The sequence below is a fragment of the Pseudomonas sp. P9_2 genome (assembly GCF_034008255.1).
GTDB classification, from domain to species: Bacteria; Pseudomonadota; Gammaproteobacteria; order Pseudomonadales; family Pseudomonadaceae; genus Aquipseudomonas; species Aquipseudomonas synxantha_A.
In genome coordinates this window covers 3,480,807-3,496,250 of the sequence record NZ_CP125376.1, presented here as the reverse complement: position 1 = coordinate 3,496,250, position 15,444 = coordinate 3,480,807, and the positions used below count along the sequence as shown (strand labels likewise).

General features: G+C 60.5%; 19 protein-coding genes. 1 reads left to right on the top strand and 18 read right to left on the bottom strand.

Annotated features, from left to right (window positions below; all coding sequences use genetic code 11):
• Positions 1-8: 8 nt before the first annotated feature.
• The 6 genes from QMK52_RS15705 to flhA form a co-directional block, all read right to left on the bottom strand.
• Complete coding sequence (locus tag QMK52_RS15705) at positions 9-797, bottom strand: protein phosphatase CheZ (protein ID WP_005790038.1); 789 nt, start codon at positions 795-797, stop codon at positions 9-11.
• Between the two features lie 18 nt (positions 798-815).
• A complete protein-coding gene (locus QMK52_RS15700; protein ID WP_005790040.1) occupies positions 816-1,190 on the bottom strand; it encodes a chemotaxis response regulator CheY in 375 nt (124 codons plus the stop codon).
• Positions 1,191-1,357: 167 nt separating this feature from the next.
• Entirely contained in the window at positions 1,358-2,098 is a 741-nt protein-coding gene (gene fliA, locus QMK52_RS15695; protein WP_005790042.1) for an RNA polymerase sigma factor FliA, read from the bottom strand.
• Positions 2,095-2,928, bottom strand: a complete 834-nt coding sequence (gene fleN, locus QMK52_RS15690) for a flagellar synthesis regulator FleN (RefSeq protein ID WP_003192912.1) — start codon at positions 2,926-2,928, stop codon at positions 2,095-2,097. The genes fliA and fleN overlap by 4 nt, the downstream gene beginning before the upstream one ends.
• A 105-nt stretch (positions 2,929-3,033) precedes the next feature.
• Complete coding sequence (flhF, locus tag QMK52_RS15685) at positions 3,034-4,350, bottom strand: flagellar biosynthesis protein FlhF (protein WP_005790047.1); 1,317 nt, start codon at positions 4,348-4,350, stop codon at positions 3,034-3,036.
• Between the two features lie 11 nt (positions 4,351-4,361).
• Complete coding sequence (flhA, locus tag QMK52_RS15680) at positions 4,362-6,476, bottom strand: flagellar biosynthesis protein FlhA (protein WP_032803656.1); 2,115 nt, start codon at positions 6,474-6,476, stop codon at positions 4,362-4,364.
• Positions 6,477-6,880: 404 nt separating this feature from the next.
• Between flhA and QMK52_RS15675 the strand changes: the two genes are divergently transcribed.
• Positions 6,881-7,135 carry a DUF6124 family protein gene (locus QMK52_RS15675; protein WP_005790053.1) on the top strand — a complete coding sequence of 85 codons (255 nt, stop codon included), beginning with the start codon at positions 6,881-6,883 and terminating at the stop codon, positions 7,133-7,135.
• 112 nt (positions 7,136-7,247) lie between these two features.
• Here the strand turns inward: QMK52_RS15675 and QMK52_RS15670 are convergent, their stop codons facing one another.
• The 12 genes from QMK52_RS15670 to QMK52_RS15615 all read right to left on the bottom strand — a co-directional run bounded on the left by QMK52_RS15670 (position 7,248) and on the right by QMK52_RS15615 (position 15,424).
• A complete protein-coding gene (locus QMK52_RS15670; RefSeq protein WP_032880068.1) occupies positions 7,248-7,451 on the bottom strand; it encodes a cold-shock protein in 204 nt (67 codons plus the stop codon).
• A gap of 18 nt (positions 7,452-7,469) precedes the next feature.
• The gene (locus tag QMK52_RS15665) at positions 7,470-7,694 is read right to left on the bottom strand and encodes a hypothetical protein (RefSeq protein WP_032880067.1); all 225 of its coding nucleotides are present in this window, start codon (positions 7,692-7,694) and stop codon (positions 7,470-7,472) included.
• 419 nt (positions 7,695-8,113) lie between these two features.
• The gene (gene flhB, locus QMK52_RS15660; protein WP_228308792.1) at positions 8,114-9,250 is read right to left on the bottom strand and encodes a flagellar biosynthesis protein FlhB; all 1,137 of its coding nucleotides are present in this window, start codon (positions 9,248-9,250) and stop codon (positions 8,114-8,116) included.
• 3 nt (positions 9,251-9,253) lie between these two features.
• On the bottom strand, positions 9,254-10,039 hold the full coding sequence (gene fliR / locus QMK52_RS15655) for a flagellar biosynthetic protein FliR (protein ID WP_005790062.1): 786 nt from the start codon (positions 10,037-10,039) through the stop codon (positions 9,254-9,256).
• Positions 10,040-10,043: 4 nt separating this feature from the next.
• Positions 10,044-10,313 carry a flagellar biosynthesis protein FliQ gene (fliQ, locus tag QMK52_RS15650; RefSeq protein WP_003192936.1) on the bottom strand — a complete coding sequence of 90 codons (270 nt, stop codon included), beginning with the start codon at positions 10,311-10,313 and terminating at the stop codon, positions 10,044-10,046.
• A gap of 4 nt (positions 10,314-10,317) precedes the next feature.
• Positions 10,318-11,061, bottom strand: coding sequence for a flagellar type III secretion system pore protein FliP (fliP, locus tag QMK52_RS15645; RefSeq protein WP_103733688.1), 744 nt, complete (start codon positions 11,059-11,061; stop codon positions 10,318-10,320).
• Positions 11,061-11,495: a flagellar biosynthetic protein FliO gene (gene fliO / locus QMK52_RS15640; protein ID WP_320403051.1), complete on the bottom strand. Its 435-nt coding sequence runs from the start codon at positions 11,493-11,495 to the stop codon at positions 11,061-11,063. Before fliO ends, fliP begins: the two co-directional genes overlap by 1 nt.
• 1 nt (position 11,496) lies before the next feature.
• A complete protein-coding gene (gene fliN / locus QMK52_RS15635; RefSeq protein ID WP_005790067.1) occupies positions 11,497-11,964 on the bottom strand; it encodes a flagellar motor switch protein FliN in 468 nt (155 codons plus the stop codon).
• Between the two features lie 43 nt (positions 11,965-12,007).
• Entirely contained in the window at positions 12,008-12,976 is a 969-nt protein-coding gene (gene fliM / locus QMK52_RS15630; RefSeq protein ID WP_005790068.1) for a flagellar motor switch protein FliM, read from the bottom strand.
• A 9-nt stretch (positions 12,977-12,985) separates the two neighbouring features.
• On the bottom strand, positions 12,986-13,489 hold the full coding sequence (gene fliL / locus QMK52_RS15625) for a flagellar basal body-associated protein FliL (protein WP_005790069.1): 504 nt from the start codon (positions 13,487-13,489) through the stop codon (positions 12,986-12,988).
• 210 nt (positions 13,490-13,699) lie between these two features.
• Positions 13,700-14,998, bottom strand: a complete 1,299-nt coding sequence (locus tag QMK52_RS15620) for a flagellar hook-length control protein FliK (RefSeq protein WP_228308795.1) — start codon at positions 14,996-14,998, stop codon at positions 13,700-13,702.
• 69 nt (positions 14,999-15,067) lie between these two features.
• The gene (locus tag QMK52_RS15615) at positions 15,068-15,424 is read right to left on the bottom strand and encodes an Hpt domain-containing protein (protein ID WP_005790072.1); all 357 of its coding nucleotides are present in this window, start codon (positions 15,422-15,424) and stop codon (positions 15,068-15,070) included.
• Between the last annotated feature and the right edge of the window lie 20 nt (positions 15,425-15,444).

The window sequence follows — 15,444 nt, the reverse complement described above, 5'->3', positions numbered from 1 at the left end:
GGTGCTCCTTAGAAGCCTAAACTGGATAACAGGTCATCTACGTCATCCTGACCTGACACAACGTCTTCACGTTTATCGGCATGAATCTGCGGACCTTCACCCTTGGCGAGATGTTTTTGTGGATCTTTTTCCGAGAGGATCGCTTCGCGGTCGTGTTCGATGCCGGCAAAACGGTCGACCTGGCCGGCCATCAGCACCAATTTGAGCAAGTTGCTTTCCACTTCGGTGACCAATTGGGTCACGCGCTTGATCACCTGGCCGGTGAGGTCCTGATAATCCTGGGCCAGCAGGATGTCGTTGAGATTGCTGGCCACCGTGCGGTTCTCTTGCTCGCTGCGCGACAGGAAACCGTCGACCCGACGCGCCAACTCACGAAATTCCTCAGCGCCCACTTCACGGCGCATGAAGCGGCCCCAGTCAACGCTCAGGGCCTGGGCTTCGCTGGCCATGCCGTTGACCAGAGGCGTGGCGTTTTCCACCAGGTCCATGGTGCGGTTGGCAGCGGCCTCGGTCAGCCTGACCACATACGACAGGCGCTCAGTGGCGTCGGTGATCTGTGAAATTTCTTCGGCCTGGGGCATGCGCGGGTCAATCTGGAAATTGACGATCGCACTGTGCAGCTCGCGTGTGAGCTTGCCCACTTCCTGGTACAGGCCGCGGTCACGGGTCTGGTTAAGCTCATGGATCAACTGCACCGCATCGGCGAACTGGCCTTTTTCCAGGCTGTCGACCAACTGGTGAGCATGTTTTTTCAGGGTCGACTCAAAGTCGCCCTGTGACGTTTCGTTATGCTCCATAGCTCCCCCGTGGCGACATCAATGACCGATGCGTTCGAAGATTTTTTCAATCTTCTCTTTCAAGGCCAGCGCTGTGAATGGCTTGACCACGTAACCGTTGACCCCGGCTTGGGCGGCTTCGATGATCTGTTCACGCTTGGCTTCGGCGGTCACCATCAGCACAGGCAGGCTGCGCAGCTTTTCATCGGCGCGCACGTGGCGCAGCAGGTCGATACCGGTCATGCCCGGCATGTTCCAGTCAGTTACCAGAAAGTCGATGCTGCCGCTGTTGAGGATCGGAATCGCCGTAATGCCGTCATCCGCCTCGACCGTGTTGGTGAACCCAAGGTCACGCAACAGGTTTTTAATGATCCGCCGCATCGTTGAGAAGTCATCAACGATGAGGATTTTCATGTTCTTGTCCAATTCGACCTCCAAGCAGTCTTAAACGCGCCCAGCACCTGGACGCGCCATTTCAATCAACAGGCGTTACACAAAAAGGACTGCCCAGGGCACCACGGTACTCACCCGCAAAACCCTGCGGTTTCGCGGTAGCGTCTGCAGTGTCCCCACACTGCCTGTCAGCGCGCGCGCCACTCTCCCAATCGCCCCCGCAAGCGGGCGGCGCACTGGCTATGCAACTGGCTGACACGCGACTCGCTGACCCCCAGGACCTCACCGATTTCCTTGAGGTTCAGCTCTTCGTCGTAGTACAGCGCCAGCACCAGGCGCTCACGCTCGGGCAAGTTGGCAATCGCGTCCGCCAACGCTTTCTGGAAACGTTCGTCCTCCAGATCGCGCGACGGTTCAAGATGTGCACTCGCGCCGTCCTCGTGCAGCCCTTCGTGTTCGCCGTCCTGTAAAAGGTCGTCGAAACTGAACAGGCGGCTGCCCAAGGTATCGTTCAAAATCCCGTAGTAATCGTCGAGACTCAATTGGAGTTCGGCCGCAACTTCATGATCTTTAGCGTCACGACCGGTTTTTGCTTCAATTGCACGAATTGCATCACTGACCATGCGGGTATTGCGGTGTACCGAACGCGGCGCCCAATCGCCTTTACGCACCTCGTCGAGCATTGCGCCACGGATACGGATACCCGCATACGTCTCGAAACTGGCACCCTTGCTCGCGTCGTATTTGGTCGACACTTCAAGCAGGCCGATCATACCGGCCTGGATCAAGTCTTCGACCTGCACGCTCGCCGGCAGGCGCGCCAACAGGTGATAGGCAATGCGCTTGACCAGAGGCGCATAGCGCTCGATCAATTCGCCCTGGCTGTCACGTGCCGACTTTTTGTAAAGGTTGTAGCCGCTGGATGTCATAGCACCGGTCCCGCACTCGTCTGATGCACCAAACGCTCGACGAAAAACTCCAGATGCCCCCGCGGATTGGCGGGCAACGGCCAGGTATCGACCTTCTGGGCAATGGCCTTGAACGCCAGTGCGCACTTCGAACGAGGGAACGCTTCGTAGACCGCACGCTGCTTTTGCACGGCCTTGCGCACACACTCGTCATAGGGAACTGCGCCGACGTATTGTAAAGCCACATCGAGGAAGCGATCCGTGACCTTGGTCAACTTGGCGAACAGGTTGCGCCCTTCCTGCGGGCTCTGGGCCATGTTGGCCAGCACGCGAAAGCGGTTCATGCCGTAGTCACGGTTAAGCAGTTTGATCAGCGCGTAGGCGTCGGTGATGGAAGTAGGTTCGTCGCACACCACCAGCAGCACCTCCTGCGCGGCGCGCACAAAGCTGACCACCGATTCGCCGATCCCGGCGGCGGTGTCGATCACCAGCACGTCGAGGTTGTCGCCGATATCACTGAAGGCCTGGATCAGCCCGGCATGTTGCGCGGGGCTCAGGTGCACCATGCTCTGGGTGCCCGAGGCAGCCGGCACGATACGAATGCCACCGGGCCCCTGGAGCAGCACATCGCGCAGCTCACAGCGGCCCTCGATCACATCGGCAAGGGTATGTTTGGGTGTCAGCCCCAGCAGAACGTCCACGTTCGCCAAGCCCAAATCAGCATCCAGCAGCATGACGCGACGGCCAAGCTCTGCCAGGGCCAGGGACAAATTCACTGACACGTTAGTTTTGCCGACGCCACCTTTGCCGCCGGTCACCGCGATCACCTGTACGGGATGCATGCTGCCCATTTTATTTCTTTACCTTGTCTTGCTTAGACGCAGGCTACATGGCTTGGCCGCTTGAAACGCTTGCAGACCATCGATGTAGGTACATTTCACGGTGTTCATCCTGCCTCAACCGACCCGTTTTGCCGGGTGGTGGTAAAGGTCGGCGAACATATCGGCCATCGCTTCCTCGCTAGGCTCTTCTTGCATTTGCACACTGACGGCACGGCTGACCAACTGATGACGGCGCGGCAGATGCAGATCATCCGGGATCCGCGGCCCGTCGGTCAGGTAGGCGACCGGTAATTCATGACTGATGGCCAGGCTCAACACTTCGCCCAGGCTCGCGGTTTCGTCGAGCTTGGTGAGGATGCAGCCGGCCAGACCGCAGCGTTTGTAACTATGGTACGCGGCGGTAAGAACCTGTTTCTGGCTGGTGGTTGCAAGCACCAGGTAATTTTTCGACTTGATGCCACGCCCGGCCAGGCTTTCGAGCTGCATACGCAGGGCCGGGTCGCTGGCTTGCAGGCCGGCGGTATCGATCAGCACCACGCGCTTGCGCAGCAGCGGGTCGAGGGCATTGGCCAGGGACTGGCCCGGGTCGACGTGCGTCACCGGCACATTGAGGATGCGGCCCAGGGTCTTGAGCTGCTCCTGGGCGCCGATGCGGTAGCTGTCCATGCTCACCAGGGCGATATTCTGTGCGCCGTACTTGAGTACGTAGCGTGCGGCCAGCTTGGCCAGGGTGGTGGTCTTGCCCATGCCGGCGGGGCCGACCATGGCAATCACACCGCCCTCTTCCAGGGGTTCGATTTCCGGGGTGGCGATCATGCGCGCCAAGTGCGCCAGCAACATGCGCCAGGCCTGACGCGGCTCTTCGACTTCGGCGGTCAAGGCCAGCAGGTCGCGGGACAAAGGGCCGGACAAGCCGATGCGTTGCAGGCGGCGCCACAGGTTGGCTTGCTGGGGCTTGCTGCCTTGCAGTTGCGTCCAGGCCAACGAGCCCAGCTGCACTTCCAGCAGTTCACGCAGGCCATTGAGTTCAAAGCGCATCGAATCGAACACACGCTGGTCGACAGCAGCAGCCGGGGCGGGCGCGGCTGGACGCGGCGGTTCGACAAATGTCGGCTCTACCAGCGGCTCGGCGGCGGTCAACGGCAGGCCGGCGAACAATTGGCGATTGGTGCTGGCATCGCTGTCGCCACGCATACTCAGTTCAGCCTGGGCCGACACAATGCGCGAGGCGGTCTTGCGCAGCTCGTCTTCGAGTTCCATGTTCGGCACGCGCGGGGCCAGCGCCTGGGGGGTGTAATCCAGGGCAGCCGTCAGCTCGACACCGCCGGCAATCCGACGGTTACCGATAATCGCGGCATCGGCGCCCAGCTCATCACGGACCAGTTTCATGGCCTGACGCATATCGGCGGCGAAAAAACGCTTAACTTGCATAACCCACTACCTCAGCCATTGGGCCCAACTGTCGCGACGATAGTCACTTGCTTATTGTCAGGAATTTCCTGGTAAGCCAACACGTGCAAATTCGGTACAGCCAGGCGTCCAAACCGCGACAACATCGCCCGAACCGGGCCGGCCACCAGCAGGATCACCGGGTTGCCTTGCATTTCCTGGCGCTGTGCGGCGTCGATCAACGAACGCTGCAGCTTTTCAGCCATGCTCGGCTCCAGCAAAACGCCCTCTTCCTGGCCTTGCCCTGCCTTCTGAATACTATTGAGCAATATTTGTTCCAACCTGGGTTCCAGGGTGATCACAGGCAGCTCGGACTCAATGCCTACAATGCTTTGCACGATTGCACGGGACAATCCGACGCGCACCGCCGCCACCAGAGCGGCAGTATCTTGACTCTTGGCGGCATTGTTGGCGATGGCCTCGGCAATGCTGCGAATGTCACGTACCGGCACCTGCTCGGCCAACAGCGCTTGCAGCACCTTGAGCAACTGCGACAGTGTCAGGACACCCGGCACCAGCTCTTCGGCCAGTTTCGGTGAGGATTTGGCCAGCAAGCCCATCAATTGCTGGACTTCCTCGTGACCGATCAGCTCGTGGGAGTGCTTGTAGAGAATCTGGTTGAGGTGCGTGGCAACCACGGTGCTGGCATCCACCACGGTGTAACCCAGCGATTGCGCCTGGCTGCGCTGGCTGACTTCGATCCACACCGCTTCCAGGCCAAAAGCCGGATCTTTGGCGGTAATGCCGTTGAGCGTGCCGAACACCTGCCCGGGGTTGATCGCCAGCTCGCGGTCCGGGTAGATCTCGGCTTCGGCCAGGATCACGCCCATCAGGGTCAGGCGGTAGGCACTGGGGGCCAGGTCGAGGTTGTCGCGGATATGCACGGTGGGCATCAAAAAGCCCAGGTCCTGGGACAGCTTCTTGCGCACGCCCTTGATCCGCGCCAGCAATTGCCCACCCTGGTTGCGGTCCACCAGCGGGATCAGGCGGTAGCCGACTTCCAGGCCGATCATGTCGATCGGGGTCACATCGTCCCAGCCCAGCTCCTTGGTTTCTTGGGCGCGGGCCGGGGATGGCAGCAGATCCTGCTGGCGGGCAATCTCTTGCTCGGCCTGGACCTTGACCGCGTTCTGCTTTTTCCAGAACAGGTAGGCCGCGCCACCTGCCAGGGCCGCCATGCTCAGGAACGAGAAGTGCGGCATGCCCGGCACGATACCCATGATCGCCATGATGCCCGCCGCCACGGCCAGGGCCTTGGGCGAGGCGAACATCTGGCGGCTGATCTGCTTGCCCATGTCTTCGGAGCCCGAAGCACGGGTGACCATGATGGCCGCCGCTGTGGATAACAACAGTGATGGCAATTGCGCCACTAAACCGTCACCGATGGTCAGCAAGGCGTACACCTTGCCGGCATCGCCGAAGGTCATGCCGTGCTGGAAGATACCGACCGCCATGCCGCCAATCAGGTTGATAAACAGAATCAACAGGCCGGCGATGGCGTCGCCGCGCACAAATTTACTGGCGCCGTCCATGGAGCCGTAGAACTCGGCTTCCTGGGCGACTTCCGCACGGCGCGACTTGGCCTGGTTCTGGTCAATCAGGCCAGCATTGAGGTCGGCGTCGATGGCCATCTGCTTGCCGGGCATGGCGTCGAGAGTAAACCGCGCACTCACCTCGGAAATCCGCCCGGCGCCCTTGGTCACCACCACGAAGTTGATGATCATCAGGATCGCGAACACCACGATACCGACCACGTAGTTACCGCCGATCACCACCTCACCGAAGGCCTGGATCACCTTACCGGCAGCGGCGTGGCCGTCCTGGCCGTGGAGCATCACCACCCGCGTGGACGCCACGTTCAGCGCCAGGCGCAGCAGGGTCGCCACCAGCAGAATCGTCGGGAATACCGCGAAATCCAGCGGCCGCAGGGCGTACACGCACACCAGCAACACGACGACGGACAGGGCAATGTTGAAGGTAAAGAACACATCGAGCAGGAACGGCGGCATCGGCAACATCATCATTGCCAGCATCACCAGCAACAACAACGGCACACCCAGATTGCCCCGCGACAGGTCAGTCAGGGTGCCACGGGCCGTGTTGAGCATTTGAGAGCGATCTACCACCGGTATTCCTCGGGTCCTTGAAGCAAAGTTTTGACGCTGGGAGGCGACTTGGAGGCGGGGTTGCAAGAAGCCTTCCAACTTTGCTTTTGGGGCGATTTTCGAGTGGTAACCGATTCAAGTGTGGGAGCTGGCTTGCCTGCGATTGCGGTGTGTCAGTCACGCAGATATTGGCTGTGAGTCAGCCATCGCAGGCAAGCCAGCTCCCACATTTGGATTTGTGTGCAACCAGTATTGCTGAGGAAATTTCTGACAAGGATTTGGGGTTGCCCCTAGGAAATGCGCTCTCTAGTCTCCGTACACCGCTGCAAACGCAGCGGACGGGCGTCGCGGCCCGGATTACCTAGGAGCAAAAGCACCATCTCCCTTTCAGTAAAAGGAGCTTCACAGTGATCAAACCCACCCCAAATCCCCCCGTCCGGCTGTTTACCGTAGCCGACGGCATCAGCACCGAAGGCCAGTTGGTCAACCTCAGCGAAACCCTCGCCTCGGCCAATGCCTTGAGCTGCGACCTGGCCTTTGACCTGGAAGGTTCGAAACGAGAGGAATTGCTCGGTGTTGCGCAGTTGATCGAACTGGCGCAGTTACTGGCTGATCGTGTGCACCTTGGCGCCGCAATGGCGGGCAAAGCAAGCAGCGGATAATACGGACAAGGGTGGGAGCTGGCTTGCCTGCGATTGCGGTGTGTCAGCCACTGGGATATTGGCTGTGAGTCAGCCATCGCAGGCAAGCCAGCTCCCACCTGTGATTCAGTTTCTAAACTGGCCGTATATTCTCAGCCTGTGGGCCTTTTGGACCTTGCGTGATGTCAAACTCTACTTTTTGATTCTCCTCCAGGCTTTTGTACCCAGCCGTCGCAATTGCCGAGTAATGGGCAAACACATCGGGCCCTCCATCATCTTGGGTAATAAAACCAAACCCCTTCTCCGCGTTAAACCACTTCACCGTGCCAGTTGCCATTGCCATTCTCCCTACACTTCACTTGAGACCCGGTTCACCTGGGTTGCACAGTTTGACGGGCAACGCATAAATACCCTCGGGTCGATGGACCATTTGGAACTCCATGCGCTTGCCAAACCACAGCGCAGTGCAACGCCAGTCTCTGCCATTGATAAACACATCCTCTCCCCCGCCATCGGGCTTGATCAACCAATCGCCTCTGAGCCAGACGTAATACCTGACCGTACCCGTAACCACCTTCACAACCGCTCTCCCTGCATCTCGTTTACTACATACGCGCAGTGCATGGAGGGTAATAAAACAGCGGGCAACGCCCTTTGGCTACTGTCAAAGTTGACAGGTAGACGCGGGCTTCCAGTGAGTGTAGGCATGGCAATGTTGCGGATCATGCATCCCCTGACTTTTTGCGTTTGCGGGGTTTGCGCTGCTCGGCAGGCGCTTGCGGGGGTTCGGCGCATTTGACATTCGTCGATTGGACGGCAACCGCATTGCCATCGCGATCCCGAGCAATAAAACCAATGCCCTTGACCGCATCGAACCACCTGACCGTGCCCCTATCCATCACCGCCTCCCGAGCCGCGCATGGCTGCGCGCCTCATCGCTGTATCAAACAGTGAAGGCGGCGTAATGGCTACTGTCAAAGTTGACAGGTCAGAGAAGAATCAGGTGTCGCGACGCAAATCCGGTGGTATCGGCAAATCCTTGAGCGGATCAGGCCGCTTGCCCTTGCCGGCGCGGTATTGGCGGATCTGGTAAACGTAGGCCAGTACCTGTGCAACGGCCAGGTACAACCCGGCGGGGATTTCCTGGTCGAGGTCGGTGGAATAGAAAATCGAGCGCGCCAGCGCCGGCGATTCCAGCAGCAGAATGTCGTTGGCCACGGCGATTTCGCGGATTTTCAGGGCGGTGAAGTCGCTGCCCTTGGCCAACAGCATCGGTGCGCCACCCTTCTCCGGGTCGTACTTGAGGGCCACGGCGTAGTGGGTCGGGTTGGTGATGATCACGTCGGCGTCGGGTACCGAAGCCATCATCTTGCGCTGGGACATTTCGCGCTGCAGTTGGCGAATGCGTTGCTTGACCTCTGGGCGCCCTTCTTGATCCTTGTGTTCGTCACGCACTTCCTGCTTGGTCATCAGCAGTTTCTTGTGGCTTTCCCACAGCTGGATCGGCGCATCCACGGCGGCAATCAGGATCAGGCCGAGGGCCATCCACAAGGCGCTCCAGCCCACCACCTGCACACTGTGGATGATCGCCGACTCCAGTGGCTCATGGGCAATGCGCTGCAAATCGTCGATGTCAGACGACAACACCGCCAGCGCCACGAACAGAATCAGGAAAAACTTGGCCAGGGCCTTGAGCAATTCAATCAAGGCCTTGGCGGAGAACATGCGCTTGAGCCCCGCGCCCGGGTTCATGCGGCTGAACTTGGGCGCCATGCTGCCCGCAGCGAACAACCAGCCGCCGAGGGCAACGGGGCCGATCAGCGCGGCGAGCAGCAAGGTGATCAAGATCGGTTGCACCGCCAATAGGGCGATTTTGCCTGAGTGCAGCAGGTACTGGCCCATGGCGTCGGGGTTGAGCAACACTTCGCGAGGCAAGCTGAAGTTGTGTTTCATCATCTCCAGCAAGTCCAGCGCCAGGCCCCCGCCGTAGATCAGCAAGGCACCGGCACCGGCGATCATGGTGGCAAAGGTGTTGAGCTCTTTGGAGCGGGCGATTTCGCCCTTTTCCCTGGAGTCCTTTTTACGTTTCTCCGTGGGGTCTTCTGTTTTGTCCTGACCACTCTCGCTCTCGGCCATGGCTCAGCGCGCCCGTGCCAGATCACGTAAGAACTGCAAGGCGTCGGTAGCCAGCGGTTGATACTGATTGAGAATGTCGGCCAGGCCGACCCAGAAAATCCCCATGCCCAACACCAGGGTCAGGGGGAAACCAATCGAGAAGATGTTCAGTTGCGGCGCCGCACGGGTCATCACCCCAAACGCGATATTGACCACCAGCAGCGCCGTGATCGCCGGTAACACCAGCAACAGCGCCGCGCCGAGTACCCAACCGAGGCGCCCCACCAGTTCCCAGAAGTGGTTGACCACCAAGCCTGCGCCCACCGGCAAGGTGGTGAAACTCTCGGTCAGCACCTCGAACGCCACCAGGTGTCCGTTCATGGCCAAGAACAGCAAGGTCACCAGCATGGTCAGAAATTGCCCGATCACTGCCGCCGACACGCCGTTGGTGGGGTCGACCATGGACGCGAAGCCCATGCCCATCTGGATCGAGATGATTTGCCCGGCCACCACGAAAGCCTGGAAAAACAGGGTCAGGGAAAACCCGAGCATGGCGCCGATCAGGATCTGTTCGGCGATCAACAGCAAGGCGCTGAGGTCCAGCGCGTTGACCGGCGGCATCGGTGGCAGGCCCGGCACAATCACCACGGTGATCGCCACGGCAAAGTACAAACGCACGCGACGCGGAACCAGGGTGGTGCCGAACACCGGCATGGCCATCAACATCGCCGTGACGCGGAACAACGGCAGGATAAACGAGGCCACCCAGGTGCTGATCTGAGTGTCGGTCAACGCCAGCAAGGACTGCATCGGCTCAGCCGATCAACTGCGGAATACTGCCGTACAACTGCAGGATGTATTCCATGAAGGTTTGCACCAGCCAAGGGCCGGCGACGATCAGGGTCACCAGCATCACCAGCAGACGCGGCAGGAAGCTCAGGGTTTGTTCGTTGATCTGGGTGGCCGCCTGGAACATCGCCACCAGCAGGCCGACCAACAGGCTCGGCACCACCAGCACGGCGACCATCAGGGTGGTCAGCCACAGCGCTTCTCGGAACAGGTCGACGGCGACTTCTGGGGTCATGGCCCTATATCCCTCCGAAACTGCCGGCCAGGGTGCCAATAATCAGCGCCCAACCGTCCACCAGCACAAACAGCATGATCTTGAACGGCAACGAGATGATCAACGGCGACAGCATCATCATACCCATGGCCATCAGCACGCTCGCCACCACCAGGTCGATGATCAAAAACGGGATAAAGATCATGAAGCCGATCTGGAACGCGGTCTTCAATTCGGAGGTGACGAACGCCGGCACCAGAATGGTCAACGGTGCCTGGTCCGGAGTGGCGATGTCGGTACGCTTGGACAGGCGCATGAACAGTTCAAGGTCGCTGGAGCGGGTTTGCGACAACATGAAGTCTTTGATCGGGCCCTGGGCTTTGTCGATGGCGTCCTGGGCGTTGAGTTTTTCCGCGAGGTAAGGTTGCAGGGCTTGCTGGTTCACCTTGTCGAACACCGGCGCCATGATGAACAGCGTCAGGAACAAGGCCATGCCGGTGAGGATCTGGTTCGACGGCGTCTGTTGCAGGCCCAGGGCCTGGCGCAGGATCGAGAACACGATGATGATCCGCGTAAAGCTGGTCATCAACATCACGAAGGCCGGGATAAAACTCAGCGCGGTCATGATCAGCAGGATCTGCAAACTGACCGAATATTCCTGCGCGCCGGCCGCGTTGGTGCCCAGGGTGATCGCCGGGATCGACAACGGGTCGGCGCCCAGGGCCAGCGGCGCGGCCAGCAACAGCATGAGCGTCAGCAAAACGCGCATTACTTCTTATCCTTCTGATCCTTGCCCAGCAACTCCATCAGGCGCTGGGCGAATTCTGGCGTGGCGGTCTCGGTCTTGGCCGCGTCCACCGGAGTCTTGAGTACATGCAGCGGGGTGATGCGTCCGGGGGTGATGCCAAGCAGGATCTGCTCCTCGCCGACTTGCACCAGCACCAGCCGATCACGCGGGCCGAGGGCGCGCGAACCGACCAGCTCGATCACCTGGCCATTGCCCGGGCCGATGCGCTGTACGCGGCGCATCAGCCAGGCCAGCACAAAGATCAAGCCGATCACCAGCAACAGGCCCAGCACCAGCTGCGTCAATTGCCCGCCGACGCTGCCGACCACCGGTGCCGAAGCCGCTTGCGCGACCGGCTCCACCGCCCGGGCGCTCAATGGCAGCGCCAGCAACAGTCCCGCCATCGAGTACTTCATCTCAGCGCAACTTCTTGATGCGTTCGCTCGGGCTGATCACGTCCGTCAGGCGGATGCCGAACTTCTCATTGACCACCACCACTTCGCCGTGGGCGATCAGCGTGCCGTTGACCAGCACGTCCAGTGGCTCACCGGCCAGGCGGTCCAACTCGATCACCGAGCCCTGGTTGAGTTGCAGCAAGTTGCGGATATTGATTTCGGTGCTGCCCACTTCCATGGAAATCGACACGGGGATGTCAAGAATCACATCCAGGTTCGGACCGTCGAGGGTCACCGGCTCGTTGTTCTTCGGCACGCTGCCAAATTCTTCCATCGGCAGGCGCTTGCCGGCAGGCGCAGTGGCTGCGTCGGCGGCCAGCAGTGCGTCGATGTCGTCCTGGCCGACATCGCCGGTTTCTTCCAGGGCCGCGGCCCACTCGTCAGCCAGGGCCTGGTCTTCGGCGGAAGTGTTTTCGTGTTCGGTAGCCATTACATGTCCTCGGCGCAGCAAACAATCATGAATTAGGGTTGAATCAGCGTCGGTTGATCGGCTCAACCACTTGCAACGCCAGGTTGCCTTTGTGGGAACCGAGCTTGACCTTGAACGACGGCACGCCATTGGCGCGCATGATCAGTTCTTCCGGCAGGTCGACAGGGATCACATCCCCGGGCTGCATGTGCAAAATATCGCGCAGGCGCAACTGCCGACGGGCCACGGTGGCGCTCAGGGGCACGTCGACATCCAGCAGGTCTTCGCGCAGGGCCTTGACCCAGCGCTCGTCCTGATCGTCGAGGTCGGACTGGAAACCGGCGTCGAGCATTTCGCGCACCGGCTCGATCATCGAGTACGGCATGGTCACGTGCAGGTCACCGCCACCGCCATCGAGTTCGATGTGGAAGGTCGACACCACAATCGCCTCGCTGGGGCCGACGATGTTGGCCATGGCCGGGTTCACTTCCGAATTGATGTACTCGAAATTGACTTCCATGATCGCCTGCCAGGCTTCCTTCAAGTCGATGAAGGCTTGCTCCAGCACCATGCGCACGACACGCAGTTCGGTGGGGGTGAATTCACGCCCTTCGATCTTGGCGTGACGGCCGTCGCCGCCGAAGAAGTTGTCCACCAGCTTGAACACCAGTTTGGCGTCGAGGATGAACAGCGCGGTGCCGCGCAGCGGCTTGATCTTGACCAGGTTGAGGCTGGTGGGCACGTACAGCGAGTGCACGTATTCACCGAACTTCATCACCTGCACGCCGCCCACCGCCACGTCCGCCGAACGGCGCAGCATGTTGAACATGCTGATACGGGTGTAGCGGGCGAAACGTTCATTGATCATTTCCAGGGTCGGCATACGTCCACGGACGATGCGATCCTGGCTGGTCAGGTCATAACTTTTGACGCTGCCGGGTTCGGCAGCCATTTCGGTCTGTACCAGACCATCGTCCACGCCGTGCAACAGCGCGTCGATTTCATCCTGGGACAGCAGGTCTTGCACGGCCATGTCGTGATCCTACTGCAATACGAAGTTAGTGAAGAGCGCCTGCTCGACCACGACTTTGCCGAGTTCTTTCTGGGCCACTTCCTGCACGCTGGCAGTGACCTTCTGGCGTAGCATTTCCTGGCCGACCGGGGTGGCCAGGCTGTCGAAGGCCTGCCCGGAGAACAGCATCACCAGGTTGTTGCGGATCACCGGCATATGCACCTTGAGGGCATCCAGGTCCGCCTGGTTGCGCGCCAGCAAGGTAATGCTCACTTGCAGGTAGCGCTGGCGACCGTTGACGTTGTAATTGGCAACAAACGCCGGGAGCATCTGCTCGAAGATTGCCGGTTGCTTGACGTTGGTGGCGGCATCGGCGGCGGGTGCCGGCTTGCTTGCACTGCTGTGCATGATGTACCAGGTGCCGCCAATCGAGGCACCGATAGCCAAAAGCAGGCCCAGCACAATCAACAGGATCAGCTTGAGCTTGCCTTTGCCTGCTGCGGGGGGAGTTGCTGCGTCGTCGCTCTTCGCCATGCCAATAATCCGTCACTATTCGGGAATTCATAGATCTACGGGAAGGCAAGAGCAAGTGTTATGCCAGAGTTGTCTGGCGCGAAGGCAACCCAAATCAAATGTGGGAGCTGGCTTGCCTGCGATGGCGGTGGGTCAGTTCACATATGTGTCACTGATACACCGCCATCGCAGGCAAGCCAGCTCCCACACTGACCGGGTTTGGACAGGAAGTCAGGCGTAGTAGTCGACCGCGCTGGAGCCGATCACGCTCTGGCTCACGGGCCCCGCCACTTCGGCCAAGTCCACAGGGCCACCAGCGTCGCCGCTGTCAGCACGCCTGCCGCTGCCGCTCACCCCCCGCGCCTGGCCCTGCTGTTGCTGCTGGTCCTGCCCACGGGACTGGTCGGACACATTCACATCCACCTGCCCCATCCCCTGCTGGGCAAACATCTCACGCAAGCGGCCAGACTGGCTTTCCAGCGCTTCACGCACCACCGCATGGCCGCTCATGAAATTGACCTGGGCCTGCTGGTCCGCCGTCATGTTGACCTTGATATCCAGACGTCCCAGCTCAGCCGGCTGCAACTGGATCTCGGCCGACTTGAGGTTGGCGCTGGAGAGGTACATCACGCGGTTGACGACCTCTTCGGTCCAGCCGCTCTGGTGCATGGCCAGCGGTGCATTGGCAACCGGCGGCAAGGCGTTGGCGGTTTTGGGCGTGGCGGCCTGGGTCAGCGCGGCGAGGCGGTTGGCGAAATCGTCCACGCGGGTGTCGCTGCTGGCGTTCTTGAGGTCCTTGAGGCCGTCATCGATCAACGCGCCAAACGCCTTGTCGCCACCCTGGTCGGTGCTGTCCTTGGTGGCTTGCTGGTCGACCATCGTGGCCAGGCCAGCGGCAAAGCTCTGCGCGGCGGTCGGTTGATCCGTAGGGGCGGCTGCGCTTTTCTGCGGCGTCTGGCTGCTGGCCGACACATGACCGCCCTGCTCCATCGCCAGGCGTACGGCCGGCATCGCATCCAGGGGATCAGCCTGCGGGTCGAAGGCCTCCTCGACCACAGCGACCACCGGCTGGGCCTTGGCGTCCTCGTCAACCGCCGACACTTGTACAGGCACCGCCACCGGCGTCGCGGCGGCGATTACCGCAGGGTCGACAACAGGGTCTACCGCAGGTGACTGCGCCAGAACTGGATCGCTGGGTTTATCGCCCTCGGTGCCGGCGCTGTCATCGGGCTTGGCCGACGGCTTGGCAGGCAAGGGATTGCCGCTATCGGCAACCGCCGGCTTGCTGGCGGCAGGCTTGTCGCTGCCGGCAGCCGGTTTGGCGCCGGTATCGGAAGGCTTGTCACGCGTGACCTTATTGGGGGTGTCGTCGCCCTTCAGCGTCGGCTTGGCGCCCTGGTTGGCAAACACTTGAGCAAAGCCTGCGCCCTTGTCTCGCGGGGCCGCAACCGCTACCGGCGGGTTAGCGGCAGGCGCTGACGGCTTGGCCGCAGGGGCAGCCTGAAGGAGCGAATTGGGGGCGACTGGCATGGGTAAGGTTCTCCACTGCATGGGGTCGGGGATGCAGTCTGTGGAGATAGAGCAAGAGTCGGGCCAGGTTTAGCGCGATGATTCAGAAACTGAACGTTGGCGCTCCGACTCATACAGCGGCCGGACCAACGCGAACTCATGATCGATCTGGTCAACCAATTCGCCCAGATCCGATGATGGCTTGACGGACTCAGCCTCCAGGCGCTGACACAGCTGCGCCAGCCGCACCGCCCCAAGGTTGCCACTGCTGCCTTTGAAACTGTGCGCAATCTGTCCCAATGCCTTGGCATCGTCGCGCGCGTCGCGCAGCGCTTTGATGCGCTTTTGCGAGTCATCGAGGAAGGTGTCGAGCAGTTTGGGATACTCACCCTCCATGACGTCCTGCAAACCCGACAACACGTCGGGGTCCAGATGAATCTCAGCCACTTGCTCGCTCCTTGATCAAG

Coding starts and splice junctions, on each gene's coding strand:
- fliM (WP_005790068.1), bottom strand. CDS start 12,976: ATGGCCGTGCAAGACCTGCTGTCCCAGGATGAAATCGACGCGCTGTTG.
- fliA (WP_005790042.1), bottom strand. CDS start 2,098: ATGACATCCAGCGGCTACAACCTTTACAAAAAGTCGGCACGTGACAGC.
- fliQ (WP_003192936.1), bottom strand. CDS start 10,313: ATGACCCCAGAAGTCGCCGTCGACCTGTTCCGAGAAGCGCTGTGGCTG.
- flhA (WP_032803656.1), bottom strand. CDS start 6,476: ATGCTCAACACGGCCCGTGGCACCCTGACTGACCTGTCGCGGGGCAAT.
- fleN (WP_003192912.1), bottom strand. CDS start 2,928: ATGGGCAGCATGCATCCCGTACAGGTGATCGCGGTGACCGGCGGCAAA.
- QMK52_RS15620 (WP_228308795.1), bottom strand. CDS start 14,998: ATGCCAGTCGCCCCCAATTCGCTCCTTCAGGCTGCCCCTGCGGCCAAG.
- flhF (WP_005790047.1), bottom strand. CDS start 4,350: ATGCAAGTTAAGCGTTTTTTCGCCGCCGATATGCGTCAGGCCATGAAA.
- QMK52_RS15670 (WP_032880068.1), bottom strand. CDS start 7,451: ATGGCAACTGGCACGGTGAAGTGGTTTAACGCGGAGAAGGGGTTTGGT.
- flhB (WP_228308792.1), bottom strand. CDS start 9,250: ATGGCCGAGAGCGAGAGTGGTCAGGACAAAACAGAAGACCCCACGGAG.
- fliO (WP_320403051.1), bottom strand. CDS start 11,495: ATGAAGTACTCGATGGCGGGACTGTTGCTGGCGCTGCCATTGAGCGCC.
- QMK52_RS15700 (WP_005790040.1), bottom strand. CDS start 1,190: ATGAAAATCCTCATCGTTGATGACTTCTCAACGATGCGGCGGATCATT.
- fliN (WP_005790067.1), bottom strand. CDS start 11,964: ATGGCTACCGAACACGAAAACACTTCCGCCGAAGACCAGGCCCTGGCT.
- fliP (WP_103733688.1), bottom strand. CDS start 11,061: ATGCGCGTTTTGCTGACGCTCATGCTGTTGCTGGCCGCGCCGCTGGCC.
- fliR (WP_005790062.1), bottom strand. CDS start 10,039: ATGCAGTCCTTGCTGGCGTTGACCGACACTCAGATCAGCACCTGGGTG.
- QMK52_RS15705 (WP_005790038.1), bottom strand. CDS start 797: ATGGAGCATAACGAAACGTCACAGGGCGACTTTGAGTCGACCCTGAAA.
- fliL (WP_005790069.1), bottom strand. CDS start 13,489: ATGGCGAAGAGCGACGACGCAGCAACTCCCCCCGCAGCAGGCAAAGGC.